Source organism: Micromonospora sp. DT201, from assembly GCF_049841575.1.
GTDB lineage: Bacteria > Actinomycetota > Actinomycetes > Mycobacteriales > Micromonosporaceae > Micromonospora.
In genome coordinates, this window is record NZ_JBNCKP010000006.1 from 302,039 (window position 1) to 319,993 (window position 17,955).

A 17,955-nucleotide genomic window follows, 5' to 3' on the forward strand; every position below is an offset into this window, starting at 1 on the left:
TACGGGCCAAGGGCGCGCGGTGCGTCCCTGATGCGGTCATCACTGCCCGACCCGCGACGGCTGCACAGGATTCGACATGCGCACGAGCAGCCATCCGATGACCGCCGTCGCAACGGCGGAATGCGCGAGGAGTACCGCGAAGACAACCCATGTGCCGCTCGAGCCGAAGCCGAACATCAGCACGGCCAGAAGTCCCGAGGCGATCCCCAGCAGCACCGCTACGACTCGACGGAGGCCAGTTGCAGTCTCGACCCATGCCAGCGCAACCGCCGTCAGCACAAGCACCAAGGCGAAGATCACCACGGCCTGTGCGCCGGCCGCCCCGAAAGCCGCTTCGGAGGCCACATCGGGGAAGGACGCGACAGCTATCGCGACAACCGGAAGCTCGAACACCGGCCCGAGAGACCAAAGCAGGAGACCCGTGCGACTCCTGCCACCCTTACCAGAGACCGCAGATGACTCCAATTGTTCCCCGTCCAACTGTTGGTCAGCGGTCCGCTCACGGCATACAGACCAATCACTTTCCGTGGCACGCCAGCCTGCCACAACCGATCCACCAGCTCCTCGTCCGGGCTCAGGGCGCCCGCTGCTGATCGAGCCGTCGACATCCCCCCGCGAGGCGGGTGGCTGCTGCGAGGCAGCCTGCTCGCGGGCGCGTTCGTCCTGGCCTACGCAATTGATCAATCGACCCCAGCACATATTCGTCGTGGTGGCGCGGATGTCGTAGCATCGACTTCGAACGTTATTCAGCCCGGCGCGGGGAGGAGCAGGATGAAGTTCGACATGGGGGCGCAGACTCTCGGCAGCCTCAGCAAGCAGACCCAGGGATCATCCGACGATCTCGGCAGTCTGATCAAGCAGTTGATCGCGGCAGCCGAGCCGTTGCAGGGCAACTTCAACGGCGCCGGGCGCGCGGCATTCGATTCGTTCAAGGCGAACGCCGATTCGATCACCGCCGCCCTCAACTCCGCGCTAGGCGCGATTCTGGGCGGCCAGAGCGGAATGGACTCCGCGTTCGGTCAGGGTGACACCGAGATGGCCGACAACGCCTCCGCCTCGGCGGGCGCCGCCAACTTCGACGCGGCCAGGTTCTCGAACAACCGCTGATCCGGGAGGAGCGACAAGCCATGAGCACAGACCGACGCAGCTTTGACGTAAGCACCTCACAGCAGGTCCAGGGCGACCTTGCCGGCATCATCGCCCGATTGGAGGCCGTGATCTCGCAGCGCGGCGCCGACGTCGCGGCCGCCATGGCCGACTTCCAGGCCGACGGCGTCTCGGAGGAGTACCGGACCGTCGAGGATCGGTGGAACCGAGCCGCCGGCGAGGTACGCACGATCATCGATCTGCTCAAGACCACGATGTCGAAGAACGACGACACGGCAACCACCACCCTGGCCCGGGCGCGCACGGCGGTGCAATCCATCGGCTGAGCCGGATTCTCATTTCGAGTGTTGACGAGGGAGCACGAGAGTGAGCGCCTGGGATATATCCCCCGGTGGAGTGCGCAGTGTCCTGATTCGCACCCACGCGGCGGCCGCCCCGTTCGAGGGGCAGATGAAAAGCTTCAACTCGGCGCTGGAGGGATCAGCCGTCCAGTCGAGTTCGGAGATCGTGGGTCAGGCACTTCAGGGCTTCGTCGAGTCGATCCGAGCGGATCTGGAGTTCGTGTTCACTCGCACGGGGGCGTGCATGAATGCGGCGGCGCAGGCGACGAACGCCTATGTCCAGGGCGACCTGGACATGGCCGCCAACGCGCAGCGTAGCGCCGCCGCGGCGCCCGACCCATCGGCTTCGATGCCGGGGCCGGGCGGTGGGGCGGTGCCACGATGATCAACCCGGGGGAGATTCCGCAGATCCCCGGTGACATGGACGCGTTGGCTACCCACGCCCAGACGGTCAAGACCACCGGCGTCGACTTCGCCAACACCGGTCAAGCGGTCGACACCACCTGGCAGGGGCTGGCCGCGGTCTACGAGGCGCCGGAGGCGGCGCAGCTCTTCGCCGCCTCCGGCCCGGTGCGCACGGTGTCGGCCTCCGTCGGCGAAGACATGCAAGCCGTCGGCACCGCATTGACCACGTACGCCGCCGAGGTCAAAGGGATCAAGGCCCAACTCGCGTCACTCCTGGACCAGGCAGAGCAATTCGTCGGATCAACCAAGGACGACGAGGACTGGCGTGAGGACGAGGGCAAGGTCAACCAGCACAACGGTCTGATCTCTGCCGTGAACGCGCAGGTGGCGGCATTCTTGGAGGCGCAGCGTAAGTGCGCCAACACGATCAACGCACTGTACGGCGGCCGCCAGTACCGCGCCGACAACGCCGACGGCAACCTCGAAGACGGCGAGTACGGCTTCACCGCCGACATGCTCAACGCCGCGGCCGGTGAGGACGGCGCTCTGCCCTGGGGCAGCAACGAGGAACATGACCGTGGCTTCCTCGGTGACGTGGGTGCGTTCTTCGGTGGCATCGGTGAAGGCTTCGTCACCATGCTCGAAGACTTGGGCGGTCTGATCGGCCGCGACCCGGTCACCGGCGAGTGGAGCTGGGGTACCGCCGGCCAGTCATGGCTGGGCCTCGGCAAGTTCGTGTGGGCGGTCTCGATCTACATCAACCCCGTGACGATCGTGATCGACCAGACCGTCGGCATGCCGTTCATGGAGCAGCGCGAGGCGGGCAATCTCCTGCTCAACGCAGGCAAGAGCATCATCGCCTACGACACATGGGGTGAAGACAAGTCGAAGGCGGCCGGCCTCACGACGTTCAACGTCGTCTCTGCGGTCATCGGCACCAAGGGTGCCGGCTCCGGCCTGCGCGGCGCGGGCGCCGCAGTCAACGGCATCAGGGGCAGCGCCACCGCCGCCCGAATCGGCGCCGGCCTGGTCCGCGCCGGTAAGTGGCTCGACAACCTGCCCACGGTGGGCAAGGTCGCCATCGACTTCGCCAAGAAGTTCGACATCAAGATTCCACAGCTCGGGCCTGTCCCGTCCTTTGCCGGCGACGTGCCGGTCGGGCGCGGCTTCGAGGTCGAGATGCCGAACGAACGCGGCGGCAACCCGATGAACATGGACGCCGGCAACGGCCCGGGCAACAACCCGCCGGGCGGGAACTCGCCAGACAGCAACCCGCCCGGCAACGACCCGCCCGGCAACAACCCACCCGGCAACGACCCACCCGGCAACAACTCGCCGGGTGGGAGCCTTCCTGGTGACACAACTCCTGGTGGGAGCCTTCCTGGTGACACGACGCCCGGCGGGAACCTCCCCGGCGACACCACGCCTGCCGATGGGACCCCGCCGGGCGACGCAAGCGGGCCGGGCGACGGCACTCCAAACCGAGGACGGGATCTTACTCCGGTCGAGCAGCAGCGATTCCTCGATCAGGCAGATCGGCTCGGCCCCGAAGCGAGGGCCCAGGTGCAGGCATTGATCGCCCGTACGGACCTTCCAGACGGGATGGCCAACCGGGCCGCACGGGACTTTATGGACCTCCAGGATTCCGGTCGATTGGCTGGGAATGCTGATCGGCAGGCGCACGTCCTCCGCGACATGATGGACCAGCTCAGCGGAGACCCCTCTGCTGCAACGGGAGCCGCCGCCGAGCTACGCGCCGCGAACGACGTCCTCAGAAGTCCCGACCTGATGCCCGACTCCAAAATCGGCGTCAACGTCAAGAACGAGCCCGTCGATCTCGGTAACGGCACAGTCGTCCGCACCGGCGACATTCCCGAATCCGATCTGGTCTACCAGACCAGGGACGGCAACGTCCATGTGGACGAGGTTAAGGCGACCGCACAGACCGTGGCCAATAAAATCAATGAACATCCTGAACAGCTGCGGCGCATGCTTGAATGGCGTGCGGCGGATCCCGTTAACCGGGATCTGAGCTACCGGATCGGGACCGACGAGGGCTTGAAGGGCCTGTTCAGCATGACCGACCCAAAGCCGAAGCAGTTTGCGATCGACCGCATCGCCGATGCGGATGTACCAGTTCATATCGGTGGGCGTACATTGACCTCGGATCAGCTGCGCCAACTGCGCGAGGCAGCCGAGCAGGCATCGGCGGACCCGGCGCACCCCATGAAGCGGGGCGAGGCGAAGGCGTGGTTCGACGAGCACCTGCCAAACCTCGCCGCGGCACGCGAGTTCCTCAAGGACTACGGAGTTGATTTCCTGTGACCGACTCTTTGGTTGCGCCCGAACTGTTGGCCAGCCTGCCGCAGTCGTGGCAGGTGGCGGATCCGGGTCGTCGTCACACGGCAATCAAGGAGCTGCCCCCCGGCTCTGCGCAGCGGGCGATGGCGTTGTCCGCTCTGGAGGCATGTCTGGCGTTCCAACTCGACGCCGTCGCCCGGTACGGCGACGACCCGAGCTGGGGGCTACCCGACGCGTTCTTCGAAGACGACTGGTTCCTCCTGCAGGCGACCCTCAAGCGTTGGCTGCCGACCCTCGCCGATGTGACGTGCGGAAACGTGCGCGACTGGGCAGAGAACAACGGCGTCGTGGCGGAGATCCTCAACGCCACCTGGACCACGCCCCCGGACGAGGTCACCGAGGCGGTCGGGCGGGTGTGGGTGAGCTTCATCATCAACGGGGTGGTCGTGGACCTTCTCCGATGGCTTGAATGGGTAGCGCGTGATCACCTGGACGCCGCAGAGCGGACCCGGGTGCTCGAACTGCTTAAGACGGCGACACCACGCCTGCCCTGGCGACAGACGATCGAGACGATCCCGGTGATCCTGAGCCTCGGCGGGCCGAACGAGCGTGACTATTTCGACCGGCTGGCGAACGATTCCAACCTGCACGAAAAGACCCGGGCCGAGGCGGCGAGCAAGCGTTGGCTCGTCGACCGCGAAAACGAGACGATCTAGTTCGGCTCTGACGGTCCGCCGCGGCCCGTGGAGCCCCTCACCGTGGACAACGGCTATCTCGACAGCCAGTACAACCCGGGCGGTCGCTTCCCGGCAGTGACCGTTTCAGGGAGGAGCGACGTGAGCATTTCGAGCTACCTGGTTTGCCCGTCTCGCAAGTTGATCATCGGGCTGGGCAAGCGGCTGAGGGATCCGAACGGGGCAGTCACCGGGTTCTCCATCGGCAACCACCTCACCTCCGAAGATCCGCAGCTCACGCAGGCAATGTGGAAGTTCCTCGCGGACACTGCCGGCGAAGAGGTGGTGGTCAAGTTCAGCGACGACGAGGAGTTCGAGGAGATCGCGGGCTACCAGGAAATAGGCGGAGACGAATACGACGACATATCGTTCGAGGACTATCTTCGCAGCGGATCCCAGGGCTAACACGGCTCGGCAGACACGGGAACGGAAGACACCGACCGTCGAGGTCACCGGAGGTGCGGCCAGCACACCACGGCTCGGCGGTCGGTGTTCGCACGATGGGGCTGAGTGCGCCGCCTTGATCGCGGGTGCGGGAGCGGCCTGCGGGTGACCTGCCAGGCGAGCCCTTTATTACGACATCAGGGGCAGCGCCACCGCCGCCCGAATCGGCGCCGGCCTGGTCCGCGCCGGCAAGTGGCTCGACAACCTGCCCACGGTGGGCAAGGTCGCCATCGACTTCGCCAAGAAGTTCGACATCAAGATTCCACAGCTCGGGCCTGTCCCGTCCTTTGCCGGCGACGTGCCGGTCGGGCGCGGCTTCGCGGTCGAGATGCCGAACGAACGCGGCGGCAACCCGTTGAACATGGACGCCGGCAACGGCCCGGGCAACAACCCGCCGAGCGGGAACTCGCCAGACAGCAACACACCTGGGGGCGGCACGTCAGACGGAAAACCCGCCTGGCGACCAAGTGCCGGTGGACGAGCTGCCCGCCAAGGTGACCGACCGCGTGCCTCCACCTGAACTTCGAGATCCAGAGCCGCTACCCGTTGAGGTCGCCCACGACCCTGCTACGTGGCCGGACCCGATCAGGCAAGATCACCTTGACCTGAATTTCCGATTCAACATCGATGAGGACGCAATCAAGGGTCTCGCAGCCTTCCTCAACGCTGCACCGGAGAACGCTGCGAAACTAACGAGGGTACGAGTCTGGGGGGCGGACTTCGACATGGATTGGCGGGCAATGCGCTGATGCCGAACTACGTACAGATATATTTCGGGTCCACCGACGGCCAGGAGCAGGTGGCCGGCAGGGTCAGCTCGGCGTTGGGTATACCGTTCGAACCCTCCGACAAGCCCTACGCCGACTACCTGGGCAAGACCGACCACCTGGCGCTCGACTTCAAGGTGGGCCACGAGCTGGAAGACGACGCCGGCGTTCCGTTCGAGGACATGCCATTTGTGCTGACGGTGCGAGACTTCCTTCGCGGCCAGTCGGACGAACCGGCCGCAAGAAAGATGTTCAGTGAGCTGGGCCGACTGGGTTATCGACCGATGTACCTGGTCAGGGGCTTCCAAGAAATCCTCGAGTCCCTTGACTGAAAACCCATCGCGCAAGCCTCTACGGGTGCCGCCCGGGGTCGCTCAGGCCGTAGCGGCGTAGCACCGCCGAGAGGTTCTCGTACGGCGCGCCCGGCCCACCGTCCACCCTGTACCACCAGGCCCGACGCAGGTGACCGGTCCGCCAGGTGAGCGCCTGCTCGGGTCCGGCTTTGACAAGCACGTAGGAACAGCCCCCGTAGAGTGACATCTTCGCCGCGCGGGGGAAAACCACGTCGTGGGCGCCGGTGTCGAGATAGCCCAGCCACCAGGGCTGCTCGGGGGCGGCCGCGGCGAGTTCGCGGACCACGGCGTGTTCGTGCGCCTTCAAGCTGACGCCGCCGGGCGGATGGAACGTGCCGTACGCGTCGAAGACTGGCGGGATCGCCGCGGTAACTGAGAGGCCTGGTGTGGTGTGGCCGGCGATCCAGTCGATGTCGCCGGCCGTGCCGATCCGCCAGCTGCGCCCGTCGCTGGTGCGTACGGGGTGCCCGCTGGTGGCCGGCCCGCGTTCGTCGTGACCGTCGGAGACGACTGCTGGCGTCGCCCCTGGCTCCCCACGGGCCGGCTCCTCATGCCGCTCCGGGCAGGCCCGCTCGGGCTGGTCGTCGCGCTCGGTGTAGATGATCGGCAGGCGGGGCTTACCGCAGGTGGAGCAGTTCGCGGCTGGCGACGTCACGTCGGCCACGATACGTGCCTGTCGATCACCGAGGCCCGCTTTCCGAGCGGTCCGGCCGGCGCGTGACCGTACTCGTCGTAGACCTGCCTGTGCACGGCCCGTGAGGAGCATCGAAACGGAAACTGGCGGTAGTCGTCGGCGGAAGGGCGGCGTCTCGGTGGGCAGGCTGGCGAGGTGTCGGTAGGTGGTTACCGGACGGGCTCCGTAGGTGTCGCGTAGTAGATCGGTGATAGCCGCGACGTAGTGCCACAGGGCCCGCGTCGGTCACTGTCAGTCGAGTTGGGCGACGATCTGGCCAGTGGCGTCGCGGCCGACAACGGCGGTGATATCGGTGAGGTCCATCCCATCGGGCTCGGCGCCGCCCCGGGGAAGCCAGACCGCGTACGCGCCGACCTGGCGACCGCCGGTCGCAGGCAGCGGATGGACAGGGGCGGTGGCGGTCTGGCCGAACATGGTCACGGAGACGCTGGTGACAGCACCGCGCACAGCCCCAACCAGAATGATCTCCCGCGATTGTGGGTCCAACGGCGCGAGGTAGGGCAGCGGCTTGGCGGGCAGCAGTGGTGAACCGATGGTGTCCAGAGTCGAGGGCGCGGGGTCGCAGAAGACGTTCTCGTTCTCCTTGCCTTTTTCGTGCTTCCCTCCGGCGCGGGCCACGCGAACACAGAACGCGCCCTCGGCCAACCAGGCGGAGGTCTCCCAGCCGGGTAAACGCGCGTCCAACACCACGGGGCGGCCCGTGGCCGGCGGATGACTGGCGGGGGCGGGATGCCCGGCGGCACAACCCTGCACGGCGAGCAGTCCGGCTACGACGATCGCGATGATGCGAGTGCGCATGTCTTAAGTATTCCGGCTAAATGCCCCCGCAGCGACCAGTAGCCGTCGCGGGGACGAACTTGTCACGTCAGCAGAAGCAGGCGTATTGCCAGCCGATGCGGTAGTTCATGTACACGGTGGGAGTGCTCCACGGCAGCCGCACCGTGCTGGCACCCGACGCGCTGCGGCTGTCGTTGGAACCGCCGGCGCTCCCGCCGTGCCATTCCACCTTGTGGACCGTCTGGTTCCAGGTCACATTCCAGCCGTCGTCGCAGAGCGGCACCTGGTACGAGAGTTCAACGACCTGGCTCAGGCCGACGGTGAACTGGCCGCAGTCGATCCCGTTCTGGTTGGCCGACGGTGACGCCTCGATGATCTCGACGCCAGAACCCGACCAGGTGATCTCGGTGGATCCCTTCTGGAGCTCCTTGCCGCCGCCGAGCACGCCGGTGCCCCAGCCGTGCGCTGTTCCGGAGCCCGCCCCGTACCAGGCCGAGGCGTCTGACGCATCTACGTTGTACAGCTTGTAGCAGCCGGACCACTCGAATTCGGGGTCCGGGTAGCTGGTCTCGCTGTAGACGCAGCCGGAGGCCACAATCGGTGGCTCGTCCAGGAGCGCGACGCCCTGTGGTTGTGCCTCCTGCCGCGCCTCGGCAGGGCTGAATCCCGCAGCGAGTGCGTCGGCGTAGACGCTGCGGCCCGCAGCCGAGTACGCGGCGGCCTCGGCCGAGGACTGGCCCACGCCCTGCGGGTCAACGATCTGCACCTCACGGTCGTAAACGCGCCGACCGTCCTGCATGGTGGTCGGAGACATGGAACCCGTGAAGATCACCTTCGCGCCGGCGGACGCGACGACGGTGATCCCTTCGCTATAGCGCAGGCGAACAGCCGAGCCGCTGTACAGCGGCTCGGTGGACAGCAGGGCCGGGCTCCAGGCCTTCTCTTTGCCCGCCGGTGCGGCTTGCGCCGTTACCGCCATCAGCATCGGACCGGCCAATAGTGCGGCAGTCACGGTGGCGAGTGTGCGAAGCAACTTCATCAAGCTAGTTCGGCTCGGACGGTCCGCCGTGGCGCGTGGATCCCCCTCACCGTGGACAACGGCTATCTCGACAGCCAGTACATCCCGGGCAGTCCCCGTGGCTCAGTGCTGTGGAGACCGTCCGGGGTCGCTCAGGCCGTAGCGGCGTAGCACCGCTGAGAGGTTCTCGTACGGCGCGCCCGGCCCACCGTCCACCCTGTACCACCAGGCCCGACGCGTTCCCCGGCCAAGCGCCCGACCGGTGACCACCTCCGGCTCGGAGTCGAGCGCTTGTTCCTGGCGGCCGACGAGGATCGCCAAGGGCAGCGCCGGCAAGCTCGGCGTGCTGGACCGTACTCCGCCGGAGCGGCCCGGGTGCACGGTCACGATCATGCTGCGCACGGATCCTGCCAACTCTTCGGCGAGCGCCTCGATCGTCGACTCCGCGACCGCCGACAGGGATGGGCCGGCCAGACGGAGCTGCTCGCGGACGCCGGCGTCGACCCGCTCGACCGTCAGGACCCCGAGCACCGCCGACCGATGCTCGCCGCCGACGATCGTCACGCTGGTGGGCGCCGGTGCCCGCGTACGGCAGAACGTGCTCAGCTCGCGGCGCGACCACGGTTCGGTTACCGGCTCGGCGACGCCCCACCCAGCCGGGTTGTTGCCGGTAAGGGCACGCACGGCGGCCTCGGTGCTGGCGCCGAGGCTCAGTGCCTCGGTGGCGGGGTGCAGGGCGACGATCTGGATCTCCAGGCCACCGGTCCATGGATCGGCGGCCGGCAGCGGACCGCCGGACTGTGAGCCGTTGGCGGATGATGAGAAGCGATGGCCGTCCCAATGGAGCGCGAGACCGGTGAGCCCGTCGCGGTACCGGTCACCGGCGCGCACCACCCACTGCCCCTGTGCCTGGGCCAGCATCACCTCGAGCGGGTACGTGACGAAGCCGTCGGCCGGCGTGACGATCTGGAGCATCAGCCCGTCGCGAACCGCGTCGACCGCGGCTTCGGCGAGCCAGGGCGAGAGGCCCACCACCGCGCGGTTCTGGTGCAGAACGACAGCCTTGTCGGTGATCGTGTCGGTCGTAGAAGTCAACGGCCTGCCCATGTCAGCCCTCCCGTGATCGCTACCAGCGCGGCGGTAAAGCGGCGGGTCACCTCTGCGGCCCGCGGGTCGCCGTCCGGTGCCCGGCTCTCCACCCACCAGAACCGGCCGCCGAAGGAATCGTCCAGCGTGAGACCGAGCAACCGCTCGGCCTCGCCCGGCACCTGCACCAGGCGGGCGGTCTCGACGGTCAGCAGGAGCCGCCCGTCGCCGGGGTCGAACAACTGCACCAGCCCGGCGGCCTCGACCGTGTCCATTTTCAGATCGGAACCGACCGCGAGCAGGGCGCCGAGCATCGCGGCCGGATCGGGCTCAGCGCGGCAGAGGGCCACCGTGTCGTACGTCATCAGTGCTCCTTGATCTGGCCGGTGTAAGCGGTCTGCACCATGCGTGGGGCATCGCCTGGGCGAATGAGCTGCGCGCGTCCCACCGGCAGGACCGTGGGGCGTACCCCTGCGAACAGTTGGCCCTCCGTACGGTCGCCGGACATGAGCAGGCTCAGGCAGCCGGCCTCGCGCACGCTGAGAGGGAACGGCTCGAACAGGCCACGCGAGGCACCGGCCACCCGCCGGGTCATCACGACGTGCAGCCCGGTGTCCCGGCCGGCCGCCACGTACGGGACGAACGCGCCGAGTGGTTGTGTGGCCGAGGCGGCGAGGATGTCGTAGTCGTCGATGAGCAGCACGATCCGGGGACGCGCATCATCGGATGGCTGCCGTTTTGCCAACTCCTTGCACACCGCCGCTGTCAACTGCTGTGCGAGCGTCGGGTTCGAGGCGTATCCACCAGCGTAGGCATCCGGTACCAGGTCGGCGAGCCCGTGGCGCGGGTCGAACACGGCGAACACCAGTTCGTCGGAGGTGTACTGCCCCATGAGTTCCTCGGCCACGAGCCGCAGCAGGTTGGTCTTCCCGGTGCGCGGATCTCCGAGGACGAGCAAGTGTTGGTCGCGGCCGAAGAGGTCAAGCACAGCGGGAGAGAAGTCGCTCTCGAACCGGCCGAAGGGAACGACACCGTGACCGGCTGGGGCGCTAGAGAGATCAGCCGCAGGGAGCACTGCGGGGAGCACCCGGACAGGTGGCGGCAGCGCGCCCGACCACGATGCTCGCACCGATTCGGCGGACGCGACCAGACCGGCGTTCGCCGCGTCCAGCAACCCGTCGAGGCGAGGGAGTGCGACCTGGGCGAACAACTTGTCGCTGGTCAGCGCCCGACCGGGTTGCTCGGGCGGGATACCTCGGGCCAGCCTTCCGTCGATGCTCGACTCGGCTGGCTCAGTGAGCCGCAACTCGATGCGGTTGGCGAAGGCGACCTGCTGTGCGGTACGCACCTCGTTCCACCGCCTGGCGGTGGCGACCACGTGGATGCCGTAGCGGCCGCCCCGGGCGAGCAGGTCGTGCACCTTGAATTCGAGGCTCTCGAATTCGGCGTTGAGCTGGTCGTAACCGTCGATCAACAGCACCACGTCGACGCAGCCGACCTGCGCCCGCACACGGTCGTCGGCGGCGCGCAGGTCATCGACGGTGTCGAACTGCTGCTGGCTGTAGATGCGCTGGCGCTTGACGAGCATCGCGTGCACCTCATCCACGGTGCGGCGAATGCGCTCGCGGTCCTCACGGCCGGCGACGCCGCCGACGTGAGGGAGCCCGGCCAGGCCCGTCAGCCCATTGCCCAGCAGGTCGATGCCGTAGATGCCAACGTCGGTGGGGGTGTAGGCGGTGGAGAGACCGAGCGCGAGCGTACGCAGGGTTGTCGTCTTGCCGGTGCCGGGTCCCCCGAGGACGAGCATGTTGCCGCCGCTCCCCGCCAGGTCGATCAGCCAGGGGCCCTGCGACTGGCGGGCCGGGTCGTCCTGGCGGCCGAGTGGTACCGGCAGCCCGGGGCCGGTCTGCCGAGCGGCGCCCAGGCGGAGGCCTTCCGGAGTGCTGGAGATCCCGCCGGCGGCCTGGTCGAGGGTCAGCGCGGGCGGCAGCGGCGGCAGCCAGATCGCCGGGACACGCTGACCGCTCGTCGACATCTGCTCGACCACCGTCGACAACAGCGTCGGGCCGATGGTGCGCTTGGTCGCCTTCGGTCCCTCGGGTGCGCCGTCATCGGTGTCCGTTCGCACGGTGCCGAACACCGGCATCGGCTTGGCCAGCGGCCCGACGATCGGAGCGAGTTCCGCCTCGGTGCCGTCACTGAGCGGGCCGGACACGTAGGCGGCCTTGAACCGCTGGTAGATCGACATGTCGACCTTGAGGTAACCGTTGCCGGGCAACGGGGGCAACTGGAACGCGTCTACCGTGTCGAGGACGGTGCGGGACTCCATCTCGGTGAGCGTTCGCAGGCCGAGGCGATAGGCCAGGTAGTTCTCCAGCCCGCGCATCTTGCCCTGCTCGATCCGCTGGCTCGACAGCAGCAGGTGCACCCCGATCGACCGGCCGATCCGGCCGATCCGCAGGAAGAGATCGATGAAATCCGACTTCGCGGCGAGCAGTTCGCCGAACTCGTCGATGAGCACGAGTAGGTGCGGAAGCGGAGGCAAGGTGGTGTGCTCGCCCTGCGTCGCGCGGCGCAGGTGGTATTCGGTGATGTCAGTGACCCTGCCGGCATCGGCAAGAACCTGCTGGCGACGCTGCACCTCGCCGTCGAGGCTGGTGTACATCCGGTCCACCAGCGCCGCATCGGCGGCGAGGTTGGTGATGAGCCCGGAGACGTGCGGCAGTTCGGTGAACGGTGCGAACGTCGCGCCGCCCTTGTAGTCGACGAGCACCATCGCCAGTTGTTCTGGCGGGTGGCTCGCCGCCAAGGCCAGCACGAGCGTACGCAGCAGCTCGCTCTTGCCGGAACCGGTTGCGCCGACGCACAGCCCGTGCGGACCCATTCCGAGCTGCGCGGCCTCCTTCAGGTCGAGCATCACCGGGCGTCCGACGGTGTCGACCCCGATCGGTACACGCAGGAAGTCCCGCTCGCTGCGGGGCCGCCACAGCGTGGCCAGGTCCAGGTTCGAGGGGTCGGACAGGCCGAGCAGGTCCTGGAAGTCTGCCGGCGGGGTACCGGTGCCGTCGTCGTAGGAGTCGGCTGACAGCCGCAGCGGGGCGATTCGGCGGGCCAGGCCCTCGACGAGCGGCGCCGGCGGGTCGTCGACCGTACCGTGCATGGTCACCGGCGGCGACGCGGTGAGGTCTTCCAGGGCGAGCGTGTCGCCGTCGACGGTGATCCGCCGGGAGACATCGCCGGGTTCGTGCAACCGGTTGGCGAGCAGGTGCACGACTGTGACGCCGAGGCTGCCCAGGCCCACGAGCTGGTCAGGGCTCGCCAGGCGGCGGGCGATCTGGCCGTGGGCGTCGTCGATGATCAGCAACCGAGCGCGCGTCATCGCCTCGGTGCGCCCCAGCCCGTGCCGGAACGACTTGAGTGCGTTGTTGGCCCGGTCCTCCAGGTCTTCACTGAGCAACTCGGCGAGCGTCTGCGGGTCCGTGACCAGCAGCGGGGTCGGGCCGGCCGGACCAATTGAGGTCCGGTCGAGCAGATGCGGCAGCCAACGCGCCCATTTCCAAAGCGCCGCCCGCTCTGGCGTGGTGACGATCGCAAGCGTGACGTCGTCGGGGGCGTGGAACGCGGCGACCTGCACGAGGATCGCACTGGCCAGGGCGACCGCCTCGTCGTGGTTCGGGGTGATGACGCTGATGTCGCCGGCGCAGTCCAGGTTCACCCGCAGCGGCAGACCCGGTGTCAGTTCGAAGCGGCGTATCAGCGCGCGGGCCTCGTGACGCATGAACGGGTCGAGCGGATTGGTGGGGGTGCTCTGCTCCCGCAGCTCGATCGGACGAACGGGCATCGCACCCATGCCCACCCGCACCCGGAGGAAGTCGATGTCGGCGCGGCGACGCTCCCACAGCCGCGCCGGGCTGCGGATCACGTCGAGCAGTTGGGTGACCGGCGGATCGAGCAGACTGGCCTGTTCCTGCAGACGTTGCTCGTCGTCGCGCAACTGCTCGCGGAGCTCCTCCAGGTAGTCCTGGTACCGCTCGCGCTGGGCCCGGCGCTGCCGGCCGGCCTTGCCGAGTTGGCTGAGGTACATCGCCCCAGCGGCACCCAGCGCAACGACCATCACCACCGCACCCAGCGCCGCGAAACCGGAGCCACGTAGAAACATCATCATGCTCATCGCCACACCTGCGCCGGCCATCGGCAGCAGCGCCTGTAGGCCCATCGCGGACTTACCGTCGGGCAGCTGCGGCGGCGAATCCAGCACGACGGGGTCCATCGCGGACAGCGGGCGAGCCATTCGGGTGGGGCGGTGCACCGTGCGCGTCGACATTCGGCCAGCCTCCCGTCACCTACGCCGGGCGCGGGTCAGGGCGAGCCCGGCAGCGCGGGTCGCCTCAACGAGGGTCTTTTCACCGAGCCGCGACGGTGTGATGAGCGCGCCAGCGGCCAGGTGACGGTCGTACGGCAGAGTCACCACGGGCACGCCTGTCTGTTCGATCAGCTTGCGGGTGGTGCCTTCGCGGAGCGCGGCACGGCCGTCGGGGCTGCCGGCGCTCAGGACGACCAGCACCCGCGACAACCACGCCCCGTACCCGGTGTCAGCGATCTTCCGCAGTGACCGGTAGGTGGCCCGTACCCCGTCCGGCGTCGCCGCTGCGCAGATGACCACCGAATGCGCATCGGCCGCCGCCGCCGCCGTGCCAGCGGACTCCAGGGTCGACAGGCAGTCGGTGACAGCGATGGCGAACAGGCGCGACAGTGCCCGGGTCACCTCGGTGCACAGGTTTGGGTTGGCGGCACCGCTCGGCAACAGCCACAAACCCGTTCCGGTACGCGGAAGGAGGGACTTGAGAGCGCCAAGATCTCCGCCCCGAGCCGCGATCAACTCCGGCGCCAACCGCTCCAATGACGGAGGAGCCTGGGTGCTAAGCCGCCAGGTCAACGAGCCCTCGTACGGGTCGGCATCGGCGGCGAGCACGGCATCGGCTCGCCGCGCCGCGAACACCGACGCCAGCACCGCCGCAACTGTCGACTTTCCCGCTCCGCCGTGTACCGACGTCACCGCGATCCGCCGGCCGGTGCGCACCGGCGCCTGCACCTCAGCGGCGAGGTCGGCGAGCTCCCGGGTGGCCCGCGTGCTGGCGAACATCCGGCTGACGGTGTGCCACGTCCGCAGCAGTGGCGGGTCGCCGAAGGGGATCTGCCGCACGAACGACACGTCATCCTGCTCGGGTGCCGCTGGTGTGGCCTGCGGCGGGGTCGTCGGTGCCGCGCCGGATCGTGCTGGCGGTGCCGACGTCTGGATGGTCTGGGGTGGCGCCTGCGGTGGCAGTGCCCGCCGCGGGTCCACAGGGACCGGATCAGGCTGACCCGGCCGCTGCGGTGGGAACGATCCACGCCTCCCGGAACGGGCCGCGCCCGGCACCGATGGAGTGCTCATGCCACCGCCTCCGTCAGAACGAGTCGAGAAGTCGCGAATAGAGTCCGAAAACCCCGACCGCAACGGGCACGAGTGCCATCACGGTCAGCGCCTCGACGCGGTCGGCGTACTGCCGGGCCCGCGCCAGAACATGCGCCGACGGTCGATGCGCCAATATCACCAGGGCAACCGCGCAGACGCCCAGCGCAGCGACCGCCGCACCCCACCACGTGTCTGGTGAGTCTTGTACCCAGCGAGCCAACAGGCCGCCCGCGACGGCCAGCCCGCCGCCTACCAGCGCGACCACCTCAACGGCCAGCGGAAAGGCTCGCATCCGCAGCAGCGACGCGACGCCCACCAGCCCGGCGAGCACCAGTGTCCACGTGCCCGATCCCATCGCCAGGACGAGGCCTCCGAGCGCCGCCGATGCCGCTGTCGCCACGGCTGCGACGGCCAGCCCGCGGTGCGCCGAATCGACTGCAGCCCGCACCGCGACGCGGCTCACCGGAGAGTCGTTGCTGAGCTGGTCGTCGAGGCGGGTGAGGCCGGACGCCATCATGGCGATCCGGGGTAGCAGCCCCAGCACGCCCACGGACAGGATCGCCAGCACCGCTGCGACCCGCGCGGCGGGCATGCCGAGCCCGAGCGGCACACTCCAGCCGGCGACCAGGATCAGCACAGTGGCACCGCCAAGGACGCCGGCACGACGGTTGCCCGTCACTGCCCCCAGGGCGAGCACCGTGCAGCCAACGCCGGCAATCCAGAGTGCCCAGAGCGCCGTGCGGCCGTGGGTCCAGTCGGGCATCGTGCTCATCACCATCGCGGATCCGCTGACCAGCACCGCCACACCAACGGACCGTCTGCCCATCAGCCCGAGAAGAAGACCAGTCAGTGCGACTGCGCCGCCGACGGTGCCGACCGCCACGGGCCCGAGTCGTGGGTCCGCGAGCGCCGCCGCCACCGTCGCCGCGACCACGCAGGCGATGGTCGCGGTCCACGCCCGCGCGGCGTCACCCCACTGGCCACCCCGCACGGCGAGGTCGTCGCTGACCTCTTCGGAGACGTCGTGCACGATCGCCGCCGGCGGAGCCTCGGAGATCGGGTCGACCCGTAGCAACGCGCCATCGGGGACCGCCGCCCCTCGTAGGCTGCTCGCCGGATCGAGCACCGTACCGTCGAGGGTGCTGATCTGGTAGCCCCGCGAATCGTCCATCGGTGGATGGCCCACCATAAGCACGAGCTCAGGCAGCAACAGGCCGACCGGCTCGTCCGCGGGCAGCACGAGGTCGATGCGTCGACGGCCGCCCGCCAGGGTCACCCGGCTGAGCTGACCGGCGGCGGTAGGGCTCTGCTGCTGGGTCATTGCGTCCCCGTTGGCTGGACCGGCACCGGGTTGCGTGCCCTTTGCTGGTCGGCGATGACGTTCTGAAGAAAGGACCAGCCCACACACGCGGCGCAGGCAACAGCCGCCAACACGAGCCCCATCCGCAACCACTTGAGCCCGTCACCCGTGGCACGGACCCGGCGCTGCCGGCCCCACAGCAGCAGCTCACGCATCCGGGCACGGCGAACCGCGACCGACTCGATGAGTTGAGTGTCGTATTCACGGGCCACGACCCGAGTCTATCTACGACCGCCATTCCGGCGAGACCGGTGATCCTGCGGTGCCGGCGGACACCACTACCGCTTCTGGGCAGGCTTCGGGCTGCCGGGCAGTTGGACATGTCCCGGACGGTGATCGACGGCTGGCACATCCGGGCGCTCAAGGGCGGTGCAAAACCGGTCCGAGCCCGGTCGACCGCCGCAGCCAGGCTCGAACAGCACGTCATCACCGACGCGGGCGGCATCCCCTCGCCGCGTCGCTGACCGGCGCAATCGACCTCGGATGCCCTTGATCGGTGGGATCTTGTCGACCAGGGGCACGAGCTGGGTGACCTCGTGGCGACTGCGACAGCGACCCGAGCGGATCTACGCCGACCGCGGCGACAACTTCGACAAGTACCGCCGCGAGTTACGAGCCAAGTCCTGAGCCGTGGTCATCGCCCGACGCGGCACTGACCACGGCTCAGGACTTGGCACCCGACGCTGGGTCGTTGAGCAGACCATCGCCCTACTGCGCTGGTTCCGCCGCGTCCGCATCCGCTGGGAGATCCGCGACGACGACATCCACGAAGCCTTCCTCACCCTCGCCTGCCCCACCATCTGCTGGCGCCGACTCCAACACTCGCAGAGTTAGGAGTCCTCAGACACTCGAATGATCGCTGACGGGCTGCAAGCCCTTGCCCGTCGGGCCGAGCAGGATGATCGACTCCAGATCGCCGATATGGGTGTGTCCCACGCTCGGGATACCCCCATGTCGCCGACGTGGAGTGGATCAGGCGGGTCGAGTCTGGATACGCAGAAAAGGCCACCCCGGAGGGGTGGCCTTTTCTGAAAAGTTGTCCGGCGGCGTCCTACTCTCCCACACCCTCACGAGTGCAGTACCATCGGCGCTGGAGGGCTTAGCTTCCGGGTT

The 17,955-nt window shown here is 68.2% G+C and carries 21 protein-coding genes and 1 rRNA gene; 11 read left to right on the forward strand and 11 right to left on the reverse strand.

All coding sequences use genetic code 11. The features are described from left to right. Positions 1-39 precede the first annotated feature (39 nt). The gene (locus ACLQ28_RS14705) at positions 40-393 is read right to left on the reverse strand and encodes a hypothetical protein (RefSeq protein WP_425686806.1); all 354 of its coding nucleotides are present in this window, start codon (positions 391-393) and stop codon (positions 40-42) included. 378 nt (positions 394-771) lie between these two features. Between ACLQ28_RS14705 and ACLQ28_RS14710 the strand changes: the two genes are divergently transcribed. From ACLQ28_RS14710 to ACLQ28_RS14745, 8 genes are all read left to right on the forward strand, one after another. Then, a complete protein-coding gene (locus ACLQ28_RS14710) occupies positions 772-1,107 on the forward strand; it encodes a hypothetical protein (protein WP_425686807.1) in 336 nt (111 codons plus the stop codon). Positions 1,108-1,127: 20 nt separating this feature from the next. Continuing rightward, positions 1,128-1,433 carry a pore-forming ESAT-6 family protein gene (locus tag ACLQ28_RS14715; protein ID WP_425686808.1) on the forward strand — a complete coding sequence of 102 codons (306 nt, stop codon included), beginning with the start codon at positions 1,128-1,130 and terminating at the stop codon, positions 1,431-1,433. A 40-nt stretch (positions 1,434-1,473) separates the two neighbouring features. Beyond that, positions 1,474-1,833, forward strand: coding sequence for a DUF6507 family protein (locus ACLQ28_RS14720; RefSeq protein ID WP_425686809.1), 360 nt, complete (start codon positions 1,474-1,476; stop codon positions 1,831-1,833). Further along, positions 1,830-4,178, forward strand: a complete 2,349-nt coding sequence (locus ACLQ28_RS14725; RefSeq protein ID WP_425686810.1) for a hypothetical protein — start codon at positions 1,830-1,832, stop codon at positions 4,176-4,178. Before ACLQ28_RS14720 ends, ACLQ28_RS14725 begins: the two co-directional genes overlap by 4 nt. Continuing rightward, entirely contained in the window at positions 4,175-4,870 is a 696-nt protein-coding gene (locus tag ACLQ28_RS14730) for a hypothetical protein (protein WP_425686811.1), read from the forward strand. The genes ACLQ28_RS14725 and ACLQ28_RS14730 overlap by 4 nt, the downstream gene beginning before the upstream one ends. Positions 4,871-4,897: 27 nt before the next feature. Continuing rightward, on the forward strand, positions 4,898-5,293 hold the full coding sequence (locus ACLQ28_RS14735) for a hypothetical protein (protein WP_425686812.1): 396 nt from the start codon (positions 4,898-4,900) through the stop codon (positions 5,291-5,293). A gap of 253 nt (positions 5,294-5,546) precedes the next feature. Beyond that, positions 5,547-5,852 (forward strand): hypothetical protein, encoded by a 306-nt coding sequence (locus tag ACLQ28_RS14740; RefSeq protein ID WP_425686813.1) that lies wholly within the window; start codon positions 5,547-5,549, stop codon positions 5,850-5,852. A 228-nt stretch (positions 5,853-6,080) separates the two neighbouring features. Then, a complete protein-coding gene (locus tag ACLQ28_RS14745) occupies positions 6,081-6,431 on the forward strand; it encodes a hypothetical protein (RefSeq protein WP_425686814.1) in 351 nt (116 codons plus the stop codon). 19 nt (positions 6,432-6,450) lie between these two features. On the opposite strand, the gene ACLQ28_RS14750 is transcribed toward ACLQ28_RS14745, so the two are convergent. The 9 genes from ACLQ28_RS14750 to ACLQ28_RS14790 form a co-directional block, all read right to left on the reverse strand. Beyond that, on the reverse strand, positions 6,451-7,107 hold the full coding sequence (locus ACLQ28_RS14750; RefSeq protein ID WP_425686815.1) for a hypothetical protein: 657 nt from the start codon (positions 7,105-7,107) through the stop codon (positions 6,451-6,453). 270 nt (positions 7,108-7,377) lie between these two features. Further along, the gene (locus ACLQ28_RS14755; RefSeq protein ID WP_425686816.1) at positions 7,378-7,944 is read right to left on the reverse strand and encodes a hypothetical protein; all 567 of its coding nucleotides are present in this window, start codon (positions 7,942-7,944) and stop codon (positions 7,378-7,380) included. Between the two features lie 67 nt (positions 7,945-8,011). Next, on the reverse strand, positions 8,012-8,908 hold the full coding sequence (locus ACLQ28_RS14760; RefSeq protein WP_425686817.1) for a hypothetical protein: 897 nt from the start codon (positions 8,906-8,908) through the stop codon (positions 8,012-8,014). A 156-nt stretch (positions 8,909-9,064) separates the two neighbouring features. Further along, the gene (locus ACLQ28_RS14765) at positions 9,065-10,048 is read right to left on the reverse strand and encodes a DUF6177 family protein (RefSeq protein WP_425686818.1); all 984 of its coding nucleotides are present in this window, start codon (positions 10,046-10,048) and stop codon (positions 9,065-9,067) included. Beyond that, on the reverse strand, positions 10,033-10,392 hold the full coding sequence (locus tag ACLQ28_RS14770; RefSeq protein WP_425686819.1) for a hypothetical protein: 360 nt from the start codon (positions 10,390-10,392) through the stop codon (positions 10,033-10,035). Before ACLQ28_RS14770 ends, ACLQ28_RS14765 begins: the two co-directional genes overlap by 16 nt. After that, positions 10,392-14,351, reverse strand: coding sequence for a type VII secretion protein EccCa (gene eccCa / locus ACLQ28_RS14775; protein ID WP_425686820.1), 3,960 nt, complete (start codon positions 14,349-14,351; stop codon positions 10,392-10,394). The genes ACLQ28_RS14770 and eccCa overlap by 1 nt, the downstream gene beginning before the upstream one ends. A gap of 15 nt (positions 14,352-14,366) precedes the next feature. Beyond that, positions 14,367-15,461 (reverse strand): hypothetical protein, encoded by a 1,095-nt coding sequence (locus ACLQ28_RS14780; RefSeq protein WP_425686821.1) that lies wholly within the window; start codon positions 15,459-15,461, stop codon positions 14,367-14,369. Between the two features lie 13 nt (positions 15,462-15,474). Next, positions 15,475-16,803, reverse strand: a complete 1,329-nt coding sequence (gene eccD, locus ACLQ28_RS14785) for a type VII secretion integral membrane protein EccD (RefSeq protein ID WP_425686822.1) — start codon at positions 16,801-16,803, stop codon at positions 15,475-15,477. Further along, a complete protein-coding gene (locus ACLQ28_RS14790) occupies positions 16,800-17,054 on the reverse strand; it encodes a hypothetical protein (protein WP_425686823.1) in 255 nt (84 codons plus the stop codon). The genes eccD and ACLQ28_RS14790 overlap by 4 nt, the downstream gene beginning before the upstream one ends. Before the next feature lie 108 nt (positions 17,055-17,162). Between ACLQ28_RS14790 and ACLQ28_RS14795 the strand changes: the two genes are divergently transcribed. Genes ACLQ28_RS14795 through ACLQ28_RS14805 form a run of 3 tightly spaced genes read left to right on the forward strand, consistent with a single transcriptional unit; the run spans position 17,163 to position 17,676 of the window. Further along, complete coding sequence (locus tag ACLQ28_RS14795; protein ID WP_425686824.1) at positions 17,163-17,306, forward strand: hypothetical protein; 144 nt, start codon at positions 17,163-17,165, stop codon at positions 17,304-17,306. Positions 17,307-17,325: 19 nt separating this feature from the next. Next, positions 17,326-17,469, forward strand: a complete 144-nt coding sequence (locus ACLQ28_RS14800; protein WP_425686825.1) for a hypothetical protein — start codon at positions 17,326-17,328, stop codon at positions 17,467-17,469. A 3-nt stretch (positions 17,470-17,472) separates the two neighbouring features. Continuing rightward, a complete protein-coding gene (locus tag ACLQ28_RS14805) occupies positions 17,473-17,676 on the forward strand; it encodes a hypothetical protein (protein WP_425686826.1) in 204 nt (67 codons plus the stop codon). Between the two features lie 204 nt (positions 17,677-17,880). On the opposite strand, the gene rrf is transcribed toward ACLQ28_RS14805, so the two are convergent. Next, positions 17,881-17,955 (reverse strand): 5S ribosomal RNA (gene rrf, locus ACLQ28_RS14810); the annotation flags it as partial.